The following is a 13,842-nucleotide window of genomic DNA, read 5'->3' as shown; positions in this document are numbered from 1 at the left end:
CATGATAAAAAGACAGAAATTTTACAGCGAGAATCATTACAAAAATTTCTTGAGAGGGCATGACGAAGCAGTTGAGTTCTCAAAGACAAACACTTTCCAATCAGACTCGCCTGAGGAGGAAGCGACGATTCGCACAAGATTTTTTCAACGTTTAGCACTTCGCAAGCTTACGGCTGCATATACCGCAGGAGAGGAAATATCTTCTCTCATCCCTCTACTTGAAGACTTGATTGACAAGTATGAAATCAGACAGCAAAAGCTGGCAGAGTCTGAAAATTCCCCTGGCATATCACCACTCTCGATAGACGACTGGCCACACGAATATGAAGAGTGCGTGCAGGTAATAGGTTTTTGCATTCTATTGCATCGTACAGACCTCCTTAAGCGTTTCGTAAGATTGATCGACAACGCAGGGTATGCGGGCGACGATACCCTGTACGAAGATTTACTATGCAAAGTTTTACCTGGCAGGCACGATATAGATCAATGGTATCACGATGTTTATTCACCTTTAGTACAAGCGATATATGCGAAAACTAAAGATGAGGCTACCAACTTTCTTAAAAAATATTGCAACCAATGGTACCCAGCCTTCAAGCAAGCTCCTTGGCATGACACTCATCATCAAGGAGAGGAAGGAAACTACGTAGGTTATTGGGCGGTCGAGGCAGGAGCAATTGCATTTTTATATGGCATAGACGACAGCAAAATCGATCATATGGTTTATCCAAAAGCATTGGTCGAATACGCTAGAAACTATAAGGGCGGTATTAGCTCCCAGATCAATCGTATCGTCGCTGGCGAACCCTGCAGCAAAACGGGCTATTGGTTTACCCCAGCGCAAGCCAACTCAAGACGCCACTTCCAACAAGGTGAAATCATGCCAAGTTTCAGTGACTCGAAATGGGGTGATACGATTTGGTATTGGTCAGGTGAAGAATAATAACGGCGACGGATCGACTTGACTTCAGCAAATCATTAATCGAATGGGCGAACAATCGCCCATTGCTTAGCCAAATAAATCCGCTCCCTTAACTCAAACAAAAAAAACACGGAACTCTAGACTCTCTAAAGATCAAGGCATAGATACATGATCAGAAGACAGCAATTTCTTACCGAAAAACGGTACGAAAACTTCATTAGCAATTATAAAAAATCATATGTATTCTGGAAAGACAAACTCTTTCAAGCGGACTCACCAGAGCAAGAAAAATCTGTAAGAGCCAGACATTTCCAAACGCTTCATCTAAAAAATATTTTGATGCTTTACACTGCGGGCGAAGAAATCCAGAACTTATTAGCCCCCTTGGAAACGTTGATAGAAAGCTATGAAGAGCTACAGGAACAGCTGGCCCAACACGAACAAATCACCAATGTCACACCTCTAACGATCGACGACTGGGTTGACGAATATGAGGAATGCCTGCAAGTAATAAGCTTGTGCATTCTTTTGCATCGAACAGATCTTTTAAAACGATTTGTCTTTCTTATAGATAATGCAGGCTACGCTAGCACAGATACACTATATGAAGATCTGCTGATAAAAGTCCTACCCGATCGCGAAGATGTAGATCAGTGGTATCACGACGTTTACACTTTACTGATTCAAGCTATTTACTCTGAAGAAAAAAATAATGCGTCAAGATTACTCAAAGAATACTGTGCCAGTTGGTACCCAGCCTTTGAGCAAGCACCTTGGCACGACACGCATAGTGACGGTGACGAAGGAAGTTATGTAGGGTACTGGGCGCTCGAGGCGGGAGCTATTGCCTTCCTGTATGGGATCGACGACAGCAAAATCGACCATATGGTGTATCCGAAAGCTTTGGTTGAATACGCCAGGAACCACAAACCACCCTACCGCGAAGGACGGCCATGAACAAACGCCAGTGTTTCATCGTCGGCTCCTACTATCAAAAGTCCATCCATCTGTACGATACGACCGAGTCGCGCTGGGCTGGGCTGGCAGGACGATGCAGGCAGATTCTCCAGAGCAGGAAAAGGCACTACGAACGGGGTACTTCAAGGAGGCGGCGTTCAATGCTTTGCTGATCAGTTACACGGCAGGCGAATCGATTGACAGCCTCATTCCCCGGCTGGACAAGCTGATCAGTAGCTACGAGATTTACCAACAAGCACTGGCTGCCGAGGAACGCGAACCTGACATTTCACCCCTGACCATCGACGATTCGCCTGGCCATTATGAAGAGTGCGTTCAAGTCATCAGTCTTTGCATTTTGTTGCATCGCACCGACCTGCTGATTCGCTTCGTCGCCTTGATAGATCGCGCAGGATACGCCAACGAAGACACTCTCTACGAAGACCTTCTGCGAAAGCATTTACCTGATCGTACTGATCTGGATGAGTGGTTCCACGACCTCTACACACCGCTGATCAGGGCGATGTACGCCACCGAGCCTGAAGAATCCAGCAACCTGTTAAAGCAATATTGCGAAGCGTGGTATCCCGCTTTCGCCACGCTACAAACCAACTGGCATGACAGTCATTTGGACATGGAAGGCGACGATGGCAACTACGTCGGCTACTGGGCTTTGGAAGCAGGCGCCATCGCCTTTTTATACGGCATCGACGATAGCAAAATCGATCACATGGTTTACCCCAAAGACTTGGTTGAATATGCCCGAAATCAAAAAGCCTCGAATTTATCGCCCTCGGGCATTTAGCTTTAAAACCTGCCCCACAGGAGGCAGGCTTGTTCCAGCAGGCGTCAGACCGGCGCCTTCCACCCCATCATCTGCTGCTGCGCAACCAGCAGCAAATCGGACCCATCCTGCGTCAGCAGATAAAGCGCGTGAGTAATGTGCGGAATATCTTGAACATCACCGTACTTGAAGCATTGGCAATGGAGCGTTTCAAGTAACTGGCTGGCGGCTCGGACACGCTGTAAAGCGGCTTCGAGAATGTCTTGGGGATTGGCCTCGGTGTCGATGACCATTGGGCTTGTCTCGGTAACGCTGCTTTTGATTGAGCGATAGCGATCGGGGAATGGATTTAGCGTTGGCATAGTAATTACTCGATGATTAGTAAATAACCGCCAGTACCGTGACCAAACGATGGGAGGCGGACTGTGTGCAGGCTTGGTCAACCGACACCATCAAATCGGTTCGCCCGAAGGCGTCCAGCACACAGCCGCCATTGCAACGCACTACGAGGACATAGATGTCCGCAGCGCGAATGATGGCACACATATGTGTGATGGCATCAGGTGACCAAACCTGCTCGCTGATTTTGCAGCGAGGTCAAACAGTAAACGCTGGCAGCTTGCCGGCGAAAGACGACAAAGCGTCCGACCGTGTAGGAACGGGCCGAACCTCCCTCAGTTTTTTTACCTACATGAAACCTCTGTCAGAAACCTCCTCACGACAGGCGGCATTCGGTCGGGTTAACCATCGCTTAACCCCGCGGTCCAAAACTTTACTGGACCGCACGCCCTCAGAGTTCTCTGACGCCCAGTGCGGCAGGTTCGACGCCTATACGTCGAGCTGACTTTAAGCCTGCATCGGAGATCGTTCATGAACATGCGCACCTTGCTGATCACCACCACCCTTGCCTGCACCGCGTTTGCCGGCCTGGCCCAGGCCAATGACACTTCGAGCTCTCAGGCGGTGCCGTACCACTACGGTATGCCGCTGCACGTGGGCAAGGTCATTACCTTGACCGAACCGTCGACGCTGGACTGCAAGGTGGTCACAGCCGACATGAAGTACATCGATAGCACCTCGGGCAAGCCTGCGGAAATCTCCTACCGTAAACTTTCCGACGCCTGCAGTTATCAGAACTGACGGAAAGGTCTGATTCAACACTTTGCGGTATTCCGGTGAGGGGTTCTGGCGCTATGCTCTAGCGCCTCCCCCCACTGCCGCAGGATTCGCCATGCAGTTATCGTTTCGTACCTTGTCGACCTTTACCGCCGCGCTGTGTTTTCTGTTGGCCTTGGTCTGGGGTTTGATGCCGGACAAGTTGCTGTCAATCTGGAGCATCGAATACTCGTTGGCGGTTGGCGTTGTCGCACGGCGCAGTGCAATGCTGTTTGCGGCATTGGGCGTGATGTTTTATCTGGTTCGAAACGAGGCGCCTTCGACCACCCGCCATGCACTGAGCAATGGCTTCATGGTCGGCTGCTGGGGGTTGGCAGCCCTGGGCTTCGGCGAATGGCTCAATGGCCATGCTGGCCCGGGCATTTTGCTGGCGGTGGTGGTCGAACTGGCGCTGGGCCTGGCGTTTCTCCAGACCAAGCGCGTGTCGATGGAACTCGAAACCGTGGGTTAAAGCGCTTTTCTGTCTGGATGCAGAGTCTGGGCAATGGTTTGGTGCTGCATATCAGAGCGCAGTCCAGCGATCAGGTCATTGATTTCTCGACAACCATTTAGCTGTTTGGCGTTTATGCCTGTTTTCATTAGATCGAGATGATCGGTTTGACGATCGGAATACACCTTGACGGTCATCGACAGGTCCGGCGACAGCGTGCATTGACAACGTTTCGGCAAAAAACTGCTTTCAATGATATTGCGAAGTTCCAAGGCAGAAAGAAACATGGCGACCCTCTCCTTAATGTGAGACTGCCAATCAACGATCGATACTGACGCAATGAAATCCCCGGTCAGCTTAAGACCAGCTACAGCATAAAACATGCCTTGGATTTCGCACTGCAGCTCATCGGTAAATCAACGATTTAGCGAAACCGCGCGTAAATAGCCCATGCAATATGCAAGAAAGGCGTTGTGGTGCCCCTGCAATTTGCACACATCCAGCGACAAGTTTGCATTGGCCGACCACGCCAGTGAGAATGCGGCCAATCAATTCAGTATCCGCTGACCCCACTCGCACGCAAGGAGGCATCATGGGTTCTTTGACCTGTATCACTACCGTCGGGCTGATTTTTGCCGGACTGTCGACCATCGCTCACGCCGCGAAACTCGAAGAGGTTGCGCCGTTCCCGAAACCCGAGAGCGGTTTCACCCGCCAGGTCATTCATCTTGCCCCACAGACTCAGGAAGACGGCTACCAGGTCGAAATCCTCGCCGGCAAAACCCTGACCGTTGACTGTAATCGCCAACGCCTGGGCGGCATTCTCGAGGAGAAAAACCTCGAAGGCTGGGGCTACCCGTTCTACCGACTGGAAAAAGTCATCGGCCCGATGAGCACGCAGATGGCCTGCCCGGACGGCAAAAGTAAAAAGGACTTTGTGCCGGTGGTCGGTGACGGTTTCATGCTGCGCTACAACAGCAAACTGCCGATCGTGCTCTACGTGCCTAAAGACGTCGAAGTCCGCTACCGGATATGGTCGGCGTCGAGCAAGGTCGAGAAAGCCGTCCAGGAATAACCGTTCTATCCCGTTACAGGAGCGCCATTTTGATTACCTGCCACGTCAAATATGTGATCGATCCGTATCAACTCAGCGAATTCGAAGCCTACGCCAAGGCCTGGCTCGGCATCGTCGAGCGTTTGGGCGGTACGCACCACGGGTACTTCCTGCCTTCCGAGGGCGCGAGCAACATCGCCTACTGCCTGTTCAGCTTTCCTTCGCTGGCGGACTACGAAAGCTACCGGCATATCGCGATGACTGACGCCGAAAGCACCGCGCTCGTAGCTTCGCTGGTCGAGAAGAAGTTTATCGTCAGTTATGAGCGGACCTTCCTGCGCCCGCTGCTGGCCTGATACCGCTCACGCCGGGGCGCCGCTCAACGCGGCGCGTTCGGCCACATGGCGCAAACTGTCGAAATTGATATTGGCGCCCGAGTCGATCGCTACCAGTGTCTGACCACGGGCACCGGTTTGCGCCACGTATTTTTTGATTCCGGCCACGGCCAAGGCACCCGAAGGTTCGGTGATCGAGCGGGTATCGTCGTAGATATTCTTGATGGCGGTGCAGAGTTCGTCGTTGCTGACCGTCAACACCTCATCGACACAAAACCGGCAGACTTCGAAACCGTAAGCACCGATCTGGGCGACGGCGACACCGTCGGCGAAAGTGCCTACGTTCGGCAGGACAACTCGCTCGCCGGCCTGCAATGCCGCATATAAACAGGCGGAATGCTCCGACTCGACGCCGATGATGCGGACTTCTGGTCGCAGGTATTTGACGTACGCCGCGATGCCGGCGATCAGGCCGCCACCCCCCACCGGGACGAAGATCGCGTCCAGTGGACCTTGATGTTGACGCAGGATTTCCATGGCGACAGTGCCCTGCCCGGCGATCACGTCCGGGTCGTCGAACGGCGAGACAAAGGTGCGACCGGTTTGCCGCGCCAGGTTCAGCGCATAGTCCAGGGCAAACGGAAAACTCTCACCGTGCAGCACCGCATCGGCACCCCGACTGCGCACACCGAGCACCTTCAGTTCCGGCGTCGTGCACGGCATGACAATGGTCGCCGCAATTCCCAGCTCACGGGCTGCTAATGCCACGCCTTGAGCATGATTACCTGCGGAAGCGGTGATTACCCCGCAAGCCTTTTGCTCATCGCTCAGTTGCACCAGTTTGTTGTAGGCACCGCGGATCTTGAAGGAGAAGGTCGGCTGCAGGTCTTCGCGTTTGAGCAGGATCTGATTGCCGAGCGCCTCGGACAACGCTGGCGCCGGTTGCAGCGGCGTACGCACCGCGAGCTCATACACCGGCGCGGCGAGGATCTTTTTTACGTAGTGCTCAAGCAAGGTCTGCTGGGCGGTGGTGCTGCTCATGGTCGTCTCCTGACGTTGATCGGAACCCAGGAGGCAGAAAGTAAAAACCCGCCTCGAGGGCGGGTTGGGTGCTGCAGTCGTGAGCTAGCCCGCCAAATAAGGAATGGCGGTAATAATGCTTGGCTGGCAGCGCAATACAGTGGAAGTCATGCCCGAAAATTAGCCGGACGCTGATGGCAAGTCAATGGCCAATTTTACTTGGCCTCTGTAGGCTGACGACTCTGCTCATCGTCCCAAGGAAGGAAACCATGAAGTCTGTCGCCCTGCCCCTCATTGCCCTGATCGCGTTCGCCGGCTACACCGTTTCGGTGATGCTTCAGGCCGAACAGTCATTGATCGACTTCGGCATCAGCCTGATGTCGCGCCCCGACACAGCACAGGTGGTGATTGATTTGTATCTGCTGGCGACGCTCGCAGGCATATGGATGTACACGGATGCGCGCAAGCGTGGGCAGTCGGGATGGTCGGTGGTTCCTTATCTTCTGATTACGGCGATTTTTGTATCCATCGGGCCATTGTTGTATTTGGTTGTGCGGGGATTTCAAAGCCGCAGGAAATCTGATGCTGCGATTCAACAGGTCTGATCTAGGAGTTGTTGTGCCGTTGAGATTGCCATCGCGAGCAGGCTCGCTCCCACCTTTAATCTCTGGCATTCACAAATTATGTGTTCACAGGTGATCTAAAGTAGGAGCGAGCCTGCTCGCGATGGCAGTCTCACAGCCATCGAAGTTATTTCGCCAACCGCCTCAGCCCGAGCACCATCACTCCAGCCCCCAGTATCATCGCGGTCAGAAACAGCGGATACGAAACCCACCACGGCACGCCCGCCGTCATCATGCTGAACTCGGACATGCCGCCGATACTTGCAATCAGATTCAGCGGCAGAAAAACCACATTGATCAACGTCAGTTTGCGCAGCAGGTTGTTCATGCTGTTGTTCATCAGGTTGCCCCGGGCGTCGATCAGGCCAATAGCTTCGGCGCTGAATTGTTCCTTTGCCGAGTGATTGCGCAACCGGGTCAGGACTGCGCCGTTGCTGTGAATCGCGTTGATGTAATAGCCGTTCGACCGCTTGCAGGGCGCCGTGGCTCAGTTGAAAGCGCTTGATCATCCGCCGCTCACCAGGCCTGGCCGCGGCGCTTGAGTTCCAGGCGCCGGACGAACTCTTCCAGCACCAGTGAATACAGATCGTCCTGCAAGTAAGCGTCTTCGATGCCGGCGTCCATGTTGGGATTGTCGTTGACCTCGATCACCACCACTTTGTCGCCGGACTGCTTGAGGTCGACACCGTAGAGTCCATCGCCGATCAGGTTCGCGGTCTTCACCGCCAGCTCCACCACCGCCCGCGGTGCTTCGTGAACCGCCAGAGTGCGGCATTCGCCATTGATGTCCTGGCCCTTGGCCTTGTGGTTGTAGATCTGCCAATGGCCCTTGGACATGAAGTACTGGCAGGCAAAGATGGGTTTGCGGTTGAGCACGCCGATCCGCCAGTCGTATTCGGTGTAGAAGAATTCCTGAGCCAGCAACAGCACCGAATGCTCGAACAGTTCGGCCGTGGCTTCGAGCAAGGCTTGCTGGCTTTCAACCTTGATCACACCCCGGGAGAAACAGCCGTCGGGAATCTTCAATACCAACGGAAAACCGAGGCGCTCCCCCACTCGTTCGAAGTCTTCCGGTCGCTCTTTATAGAGAATCTCGGTGGCGGGCATGCCCAGCTGATGACTCTTGAGCAGATCGGTCAAATACACCTTGTTGGTGCAACGCAGAATCGACGCCGGGTCGTCCATCACCACCAGCCCTTCGCTCTCGGCTTTCTTGGCAAACCGGTAGGTGTGGTTATCGACGCTTGTCGTCTCGCGGATCAGCAGCCCGTCGTACTCGGCGATACGCGCGTAGTCCTTGCGCTCGATCAGCTCGACGTCGATGCCCAGTGTCTTGCCAACCCTGACGAAGTTGTCCAGCGCCTTGGCATTCGAAGGCGGCAACGCTTCCTGGGGATCGTGCAGGATGGCCAGGTCATAACGGGCCAAGCGCCGGGAACGCGGTACTCGCCAGATCTTGCGACTGAAACTGTCGAGGGAGTGAGCGAACTGGTCTTCCTGGTCTTCGCGTAACTTATGTAAGGCGCCGGACTTTATGCCCTCGATGTGCCAGCCGTTAGTTCGACGAAACTCAACTAGCAATATCGGACACGGAAAAACTTCAAACAACTGTCGCGCCAGATCCTGCAACGGCTCGATATGAGTCTTGCCAAAATACAGTGTCAGGGTAAAGCCTTCGGTATCGCTGTAAAGATGATGACTGAGGGCTTTTTCCAGGGTTTTATCCAAATCATCCAGGGCCAGGCCATACAAGGATTTACGAGTCAGTTCGCTGATGGTCCGCACCGACGGAATCACCTTGTGCCCACGGGCTTCAGCCAGCAGCGAGCAGTAATAACCGTGCCCCAGGTACTTGTAGCTGCGACACAGGTTGATCACCTGAACCCGCTTGCCCTGCTCGTTGGCGCGGGGTTTCTCAAGGTATTCCTGCGCGCTGACGATGTCTTCACTGGGGAAGTAGGAGGTCCAGTCTTCCTTGCGCTCGACGATGATAATCAACTGGCTGGAAGTTCTAACACCGTCATTTAAATAAGTTGCTGCCGGCAAAGTTTGCTCGGATACTTCGCGCCAATGACCCTGTACCGCTGACATAGTGATTGATCCGTTGGAGAACAAGACCTTTCCTATTAAGCACGAACTTTTTAGAAAGTCCCGTTTCGTTACGCAACTTTTACGGTGGTCATATGAATCTGGTTTTTCGCTTGGCGGTCGTTGAAGACTTGCCGGCACTGCTGGAACTCGAACAACACTGTTTCACCACAGATCGGCTTAACCGTCGCAGTTTTCAATGGATGATCACACGGGCCCACGGGCAACTGCTGGTGGCCCAGCGTGGCGAGCACCTGGTCGGGTACGCCGTGGTGCTGTTTCACCGGGGTACTTCGCTGGCGCGCCTTTACTCGATTGCGATCGCCACCGAAGCACGCGGCAGCGGATTGGGCAGGCAGTTGCTCGAACGGATTGAGGCCTGCGCCCTTGAACACGACTGCGCCTACCTGCGGCTGGAAGTACGCATCGACAACCCGACGGCGATTGCCCTGTACGAGCGCAACGGTTACCGACGCTTTGCCCTGATTCACGACTATTACCAGGACCATGCCGACGCGCTGCGGTTGGAGAAGCGGCTACGGAATGCTACTTGAGGCCAACCTTGTACAACGCCCCGTCATCCTCATCGGTCAGCACATATAAGTACCCATCCGGCCCTTGCCGCACATCGCGAATGCGCTTGTTGAGTTCGCCCAGCAATCGCTCTTCGTGAACGACCTTGTCGCCATCGAACTGCAAGCGGATCAACTCCTGGCTCACTAACGCGCCGATAAACACGTTGTGCTGCCAGGCCTTGAAGCGGTCAGCGTCGTAGAACGCCATGCCGCTGAGGCCGGGGGACTTTTCCCAGACGTGGTGCGGGGCGACGGTGCCTTCGGCGGTCTTGCCCTTGGCTTCCGGAATCGGCTGGCCGGAATAATTGATGCCGTGGGTTGCCATCGGCCAGCCGTAGTTCTTGCCACGCTCGATGATGTTGATTTCATCGCCCCCCTGGGGACCGTGTTCGTTTTCCCAGAGGGTACCGGTCCAGGGATTGAGCGCCGCGCCTTGCGGATTGCGATGACCGTAGGACCAGATTTCCGGGCGTACGCCGGCCTGACCGACAAAGGGGTTGTCATCCGGCACCTTGCCGTCCGGGTAGATCCGCACGACCTTGCCTTGCAGCTTGTCGAGGTCTTGGGCGGTCGGCCGCTCATTATTCTCGCCAAGGGTGATGAACAGATAGCCGTCGCGGTCGAACACCAGGCGCGAACCAAAGTGGTTACCGACCGAAAGCTTGGGTTCCTGGCGGAAGATCACTTTGAAATCCTTTATGGCTGTCAGGTCGTCAGACAGACGTCCGCGACCAACCGCCGTCCCGGCCTTGTCGCCCTCACCACCGCCTTCGGCATACGACAGATAGACCGTGCGGTCTTGCTTGAAGTCTGGCGACAACACCACATCCAGCAAGCCGCCCTGCCCTTTGGCCCAAACCTTTGGCACACCACTGAGCGGAGCGGAAAGTTTACCGTCGGCGCTGACCACCCGCAGGTTGCCGGGCCGTTCGGTCACCAGCATCCCTTGGCGATCGGGAAGAAACGCCAAGGCCCAGGGATGTTCGAGCCCCTTGGTCATTGTCGTCACCTCAAGGGTGCCCTGTTCGCTTTTCAGATTCTGGGTCGGCGCCGCGAAAACGGGCGCGGTGGCGGTGATCAGTGCGCTGGCACACAGTGTGGCCAGAAGGGTTTTACGCAACATGCACGATTCCTTTTGTCGCTCGAATGGCTGGCAAGAACGCTGTCGTGCCGTTCAACGGTTGCTGGTGTCTGCGTCTCGATGAGGTGGATTGGGAATGAATGTCGGTGGGGTGGCGGGAGGCGGCCGACCTTGGGGATAGCGGTTGCCGATGCCACCATTATCAAGCGTCGGTGGCCGCGGCACGGGCACTGTGTTTGGGCCACGGATGGCCGGCGCGCTGGGTTGCGTGCCTTGCATGCTGTTGGGATTGGCCCGGCGAATCGGGCTGTTGTAAGGATTGCTGGCATTGCCTGTCGGGTTCTGGGCCAGCAGCAGTGAAGAAGGTGGCGGTGCGGTGTCGGCCTGGGCCAGATTGCTCAGCACGCCACTCAACGCCAGCGCGGTGCAGCCGAGCACAAATCTGTTCATGGGGAGCCTCTCGACATCAGCGTGGATAGGAACTTCGATATCACGCTACGCCCGGGGTTCGAATTTGTTAACTAAAACCTCCTTCACAAGATGTAACACGAATTGACCCGACCGCCGATACGCCCGCAGGACCGGGTCGCCGCCCACTGAAACTTTTGCACAGCGTCACCGGTCACCTGAACATCACTCGCGAGAAGACGACCATGGCACGGGCAATCTGGAAAGGCGCGATCAGTTTCGGTCTGGTGCATATCCCTGTGGCGCTGGTCTCGGCGACGTCCTCGCATGGGGTGGATTTCGACTGGCTCGACAGCCGCAGCATGGACCCGGTGGGCTACAAGCGTGTCAACAAGGTCACCGGCAAGGAAGTGACCAAGGAACACATCGTTAAAGGTGTGCAGTATGAAAAGGGTCGGTATGTGGTCCTCAGCGAAGAGGAAATCAAATCGGCACACCCGCTGTCCACTCAGACCATCGACATCTTTTCCTTTGTCGACAGCGAGCAGATCCCCCTGCAAAACATCGATACGCCCTACTACCTCGCGCCGGATAAGCGCGGTGGCAAGGTCTATGCGCTGTTGCGCGAAACGTTAAGCAAGACCAATAAAGTCGCCCTGGCCCATGTTGTGCTGCACACGCGTCAGCACCTCGCCGCGCTAATGCCGCTGGAATCGGCGATGGTATTGGTGATGCTGCGCTGGCCCGCCGAAGTGCGAAGTCTGGACACCCTCGAACTGGGCAGTGAAATCACCAAGCCCGAACTGGCCAAAGGTGAACTCGATATGGCCAAACGACTGGTTCAGGACATGAGCGCAGACTGGAAACCCGAGGATTATCGCGACAGTTTTGAAGACAAGATCATGGCATTGGTTGAGAAGAAGGCTAATGAAGGCGAGATCGAAGATGTCGAAACAGCGACTGGCGAAGAGGAACGCAAAACCGCAGACGTTATCGATCTGACCGAGCTGCTTAAACGCAGCCTCGGCGGTAAAAGCACGGGCAAAACGAAGCCGGCCGCGAAACCCGCCGCACACAAAAAAGCCACGAAGACTTCTCGTGGCTGATTGAGGGTTGTGCGGTGAATGTTATGGCCCCATCGCGAGCAAGCTCGCTCCCACAGGGGATCTGAGTTGTACACAAATCCCCTGTGGGAGCGAGCTTGCTCGCGATGGCTTTTTCCGCCGCGATACTACATTTAGATCAAGACGATAATCGCCAGCAAGCCACCAAAAATCGCCCACTTTTCGAGGTAATAGAGCTTGCGGTTGCGCTTCTTGAGCGCTTTGCCGCGCAGGCGAATCTTGTAGATTTTGGCGAACAAGCGGTTGATGCCGCCGGTCTTGTCACCCACATCATTCGGCGCACCCGCCGCCGACATCACGTTACGGCTGAACCAGCCATTGAACGCCGCCGCCCAGCGATACTTCATCGGCCGCTCTACGTCGCAGAACAGAATGATGCGGTTCTGCTCGGTAGTGTTTTCGGCGTAATGAATGAAGGTCTCATCAAACATGACCGCTTCACCGTCGCGCCAGTGGTAGTTCTCGCCATCGACGTTGATGTAGCAACCGGCATCGTTCGGTGTTTCCAGGCCCAGGTGATAGCGGTAGGAACCGGCATACGGATCGCGGTGACGGACCAGTTTCGAACCCGGTGGCAGCTCGGCGAACATCGCGGCCTTGATCGAGCCGATGCTTTGCACCAGTTCGGTGGTGCGCGGGCAGAGTTTCATGGCCGAAGGATGGCTGTCGCCGTACCACTTCAGGTAGAAACGTTTCCAGCCCGTCTTGAAGAACGAGTTGAAGCCGACGTCGTCGTATTGATTCGAGCGCTTGATCTCCCCGGCCCTGAGCAGGTTCTGGCCCTCGGCGCGAATTTCTTCCCAATGGTCCTGCAACGGACTTAGATCGGGAAAGTCGGCCGGGTTCAGATAAGGCTTGTTGGGGATTTTCGAGAATAGGTAAAGGAAGCAGTTGATCGGCGCCAGAAACGTCGAGTGGTCGCTCAGTTGGCGACCCAGCTTGTGGCGCACGCGTCCGCGCAAGTGAACGTACGCAATGGATACAACGTAAATAGCGGCAATGATCAATTTCACAAAAAATCGTCACACGTCAGAAATGAACAAACTGCGTCCCTTGCCGGCCAATCAGCCCAAGGGTCTTGTGCAGTGTCTGAATACGAAACAACGGTCCCGATGGCGCGTCCTTGAGCCCATGCCGACTGTCGGCATCAGGTTGATAGATGGCATTTTAGTCACAGTTTGTAACTAATAGTTAACCTTCAGATGTGAAAATCTGTCCACTGATGCTGCCAAAGTGGCCGTGCGGCCTTAACGCCCTATCGTTTA

General features: G+C 54.8%; 15 protein-coding genes and 3 pseudogenes. 10 read left to right on the top strand and 8 right to left on the bottom strand.

Annotation, left to right across the window (positions count from 1 at the left end; translation table 11 throughout):
• The first annotated feature begins 1 nt into the window (after nt 1).
• The 3 genes from AC3IUE_RS15765 (at nt 2) to AC3IUE_RS15755 (ending at nt 2,684) form a co-directional block, all read left to right on the top strand.
• Entirely contained in the window at nt 2–943 is a 942-nt protein-coding gene (locus AC3IUE_RS15765) for a PoNe immunity protein domain-containing protein (RefSeq protein ID WP_489268629.1), read from the top strand.
• 147 nt (nt 944–1,090) lie between these two features.
• Nucleotides 1,091–1,879, top strand: coding sequence for a PoNe immunity protein domain-containing protein (locus tag AC3IUE_RS15760; protein ID WP_489268628.1), 789 nt, complete (start codon nt 1,091–1,093; stop codon nt 1,877–1,879).
• Nucleotides 1,880–1,973: 94 nt separating this feature from the next.
• Nucleotides 1,974–2,684 (top strand): PoNe immunity protein domain-containing protein, encoded by a 711-nt coding sequence (locus AC3IUE_RS15755; protein ID WP_489268627.1) that lies wholly within the window; start codon nt 1,974–1,976, stop codon nt 2,682–2,684.
• Between the two features lie 44 nt (nt 2,685–2,728).
• Here the strand turns inward: AC3IUE_RS15755 and AC3IUE_RS15750 are convergent, their stop codons facing one another.
• Nucleotides 2,729–3,025: a hypothetical protein gene (locus AC3IUE_RS15750; protein WP_140678707.1), complete on the bottom strand. Its 297-nt coding sequence runs from the start codon at nt 3,023–3,025 to the stop codon at nt 2,729–2,731.
• Between the two features lie 508 nt (nt 3,026–3,533).
• On the opposite strand from AC3IUE_RS15750, the gene AC3IUE_RS15745 reads away from it, so the two are divergent.
• Together AC3IUE_RS15745 and AC3IUE_RS15740 are read left to right on the top strand one after the other, a co-directional pair.
• Nucleotides 3,534–3,803, top strand: coding sequence for a DUF2790 domain-containing protein (locus tag AC3IUE_RS15745; RefSeq protein WP_489268626.1), 270 nt, complete (start codon nt 3,534–3,536; stop codon nt 3,801–3,803).
• Between the two features lie 91 nt (nt 3,804–3,894).
• Complete coding sequence (locus tag AC3IUE_RS15740) at nt 3,895–4,290, top strand: hypothetical protein (protein ID WP_489268625.1); 396 nt, start codon at nt 3,895–3,897, stop codon at nt 4,288–4,290.
• On the opposite strand, the gene AC3IUE_RS15735 is transcribed toward AC3IUE_RS15740, so the two are convergent.
• Entirely contained in the window at nt 4,287–4,556 is a 270-nt protein-coding gene (locus AC3IUE_RS15735) for a DUF1652 domain-containing protein (protein ID WP_056740112.1), read from the bottom strand. The genes AC3IUE_RS15740 and AC3IUE_RS15735 overlap by 4 nt on opposite strands.
• Before the next feature lie 305 nt (nt 4,557–4,861).
• Here AC3IUE_RS15735 and eco point away from each other — a divergent pair, with 305 nt between their 5' ends.
• Both eco and AC3IUE_RS15725 read left to right on the top strand, forming a co-directional pair.
• Entirely contained in the window at nt 4,862–5,344 is a 483-nt protein-coding gene (gene eco, locus AC3IUE_RS15730; RefSeq protein WP_489268624.1) for a serine protease inhibitor ecotin, read from the top strand.
• 29 nt (nt 5,345–5,373) lie between these two features.
• On the top strand, nt 5,374–5,679 hold the full coding sequence (locus AC3IUE_RS15725) for an NIPSNAP family protein (protein WP_033055038.1): 306 nt from the start codon (nt 5,374–5,376) through the stop codon (nt 5,677–5,679).
• Nucleotides 5,680–5,703: 24 nt separating this feature from the next.
• Here the strand turns inward: AC3IUE_RS15725 and ilvA are convergent.
• Nucleotides 5,704–6,699, bottom strand: a pseudogene (ilvA, locus tag AC3IUE_RS15720) (threonine ammonia-lyase, biosynthetic); the annotation flags it as partial.
• Between the two features lie 248 nt (nt 6,700–6,947).
• On the opposite strand from ilvA, the gene AC3IUE_RS15715 reads away from it, so the two are divergent.
• Nucleotides 6,948–7,283: a DUF2834 domain-containing protein gene (locus AC3IUE_RS15715; protein WP_489268622.1), complete on the top strand. Its 336-nt coding sequence runs from the start codon at nt 6,948–6,950 to the stop codon at nt 7,281–7,283.
• Nucleotides 7,284–7,428: 145 nt separating this feature from the next.
• On the opposite strand, the pseudogene AC3IUE_RS15710 reads toward AC3IUE_RS15715, so the two are convergent.
• A pseudogene (locus AC3IUE_RS15710) lies at nt 7,429–7,758 on the bottom strand (CorA family divalent cation transporter); the annotation flags it as partial.
• 59 nt (nt 7,759–7,817) lie between these two features.
• Complete coding sequence (locus tag AC3IUE_RS15705; RefSeq protein WP_489268620.1) at nt 7,818–9,392, bottom strand: RimK family ATP-grasp domain-containing protein; 1,575 nt, start codon at nt 9,390–9,392, stop codon at nt 7,818–7,820.
• Nucleotides 9,393–9,484: 92 nt separating this feature from the next.
• On the opposite strand from AC3IUE_RS15705, the pseudogene rimI reads away from it, so the two are divergent.
• Nucleotides 9,485–9,928: pseudogene (rimI, locus tag AC3IUE_RS15700) on the top strand (ribosomal protein S18-alanine N-acetyltransferase); the annotation flags it as partial.
• 7 nt (nt 9,929–9,935) lie between these two features.
• Here rimI and AC3IUE_RS15695 read toward each other — a convergent pair.
• Nucleotides 9,936–11,087: a PQQ-dependent sugar dehydrogenase gene (locus tag AC3IUE_RS15695; RefSeq protein WP_489268618.1), complete on the bottom strand. Its 1,152-nt coding sequence runs from the start codon at nt 11,085–11,087 to the stop codon at nt 9,936–9,938.
• A 51-nt stretch (nt 11,088–11,138) separates the two neighbouring features.
• The gene (locus AC3IUE_RS15690; protein WP_489268616.1) at nt 11,139–11,495 is read right to left on the bottom strand and encodes a hypothetical protein; all 357 of its coding nucleotides are present in this window, start codon (nt 11,493–11,495) and stop codon (nt 11,139–11,141) included.
• Between the two features lie 203 nt (nt 11,496–11,698).
• Here AC3IUE_RS15690 and ku point away from each other — a divergent pair, with 203 nt between their 5' ends.
• The gene (ku, locus tag AC3IUE_RS15685) at nt 11,699–12,559 is read left to right on the top strand and encodes a non-homologous end joining protein Ku (protein ID WP_489268615.1); all 861 of its coding nucleotides are present in this window, start codon (nt 11,699–11,701) and stop codon (nt 12,557–12,559) included.
• Nucleotides 12,560–12,690: 131 nt separating this feature from the next.
• Here the strand turns inward: ku and lpxO are convergent, their stop codons facing one another.
• Complete coding sequence (gene lpxO, locus AC3IUE_RS15680; RefSeq protein WP_489268613.1) at nt 12,691–13,590, bottom strand: lipid A hydroxylase LpxO; 900 nt, start codon at nt 13,588–13,590, stop codon at nt 12,691–12,693.
• Nucleotides 13,591–13,842 lie beyond the last annotated feature (252 nt).

The sequence above is a fragment of the Pseudomonas sp. GL_093 genome (assembly GCF_057837605.1).
This window is presented reverse-complemented; position numbering and strand designations above follow the sequence as displayed.

Excerpts from the sequence above, each read along its gene's own strand:
- AC3IUE_RS15765 (WP_489268629.1), top strand. The coding sequence starts at position 2 with ATGATAAAAAGACAGAAATTTTACAGCGAGAATCATTACAAAAATTTC.
- AC3IUE_RS15760 (WP_489268628.1), top strand. The coding sequence starts at position 1,091 with ATGATCAGAAGACAGCAATTTCTTACCGAAAAACGGTACGAAAACTTC.
- AC3IUE_RS15755 (WP_489268627.1), top strand. The coding sequence starts at position 1,974 with ATGCAGGCAGATTCTCCAGAGCAGGAAAAGGCACTACGAACGGGGTAC.
- AC3IUE_RS15750 (WP_140678707.1), bottom strand. The coding sequence starts at position 3,025 with ATGCCAACGCTAAATCCATTCCCCGATCGCTATCGCTCAATCAAAAGC.
- AC3IUE_RS15745 (WP_489268626.1), top strand. The coding sequence starts at position 3,534 with ATGAACATGCGCACCTTGCTGATCACCACCACCCTTGCCTGCACCGCG.
- AC3IUE_RS15740 (WP_489268625.1), top strand. The coding sequence starts at position 3,895 with ATGCAGTTATCGTTTCGTACCTTGTCGACCTTTACCGCCGCGCTGTGT.
- AC3IUE_RS15735 (WP_056740112.1), bottom strand. The coding sequence starts at position 4,556 with ATGTTTCTTTCTGCCTTGGAACTTCGCAATATCATTGAAAGCAGTTTT.
- eco (WP_489268624.1), top strand. The coding sequence starts at position 4,862 with ATGGGTTCTTTGACCTGTATCACTACCGTCGGGCTGATTTTTGCCGGA.
- AC3IUE_RS15715 (WP_489268622.1), top strand. The coding sequence starts at position 6,948 with ATGAAGTCTGTCGCCCTGCCCCTCATTGCCCTGATCGCGTTCGCCGGC.
- AC3IUE_RS15705 (WP_489268620.1), bottom strand. The coding sequence starts at position 9,392 with ATGTCAGCGGTACAGGGTCATTGGCGCGAAGTATCCGAGCAAACTTTG.
- AC3IUE_RS15695 (WP_489268618.1), bottom strand. The coding sequence starts at position 11,087 with ATGTTGCGTAAAACCCTTCTGGCCACACTGTGTGCCAGCGCACTGATC.
- AC3IUE_RS15690 (WP_489268616.1), bottom strand. The coding sequence starts at position 11,495 with ATGAACAGATTTGTGCTCGGCTGCACCGCGCTGGCGTTGAGTGGCGTG.
- ku (WP_489268615.1), top strand. The coding sequence starts at position 11,699 with ATGGCACGGGCAATCTGGAAAGGCGCGATCAGTTTCGGTCTGGTGCAT.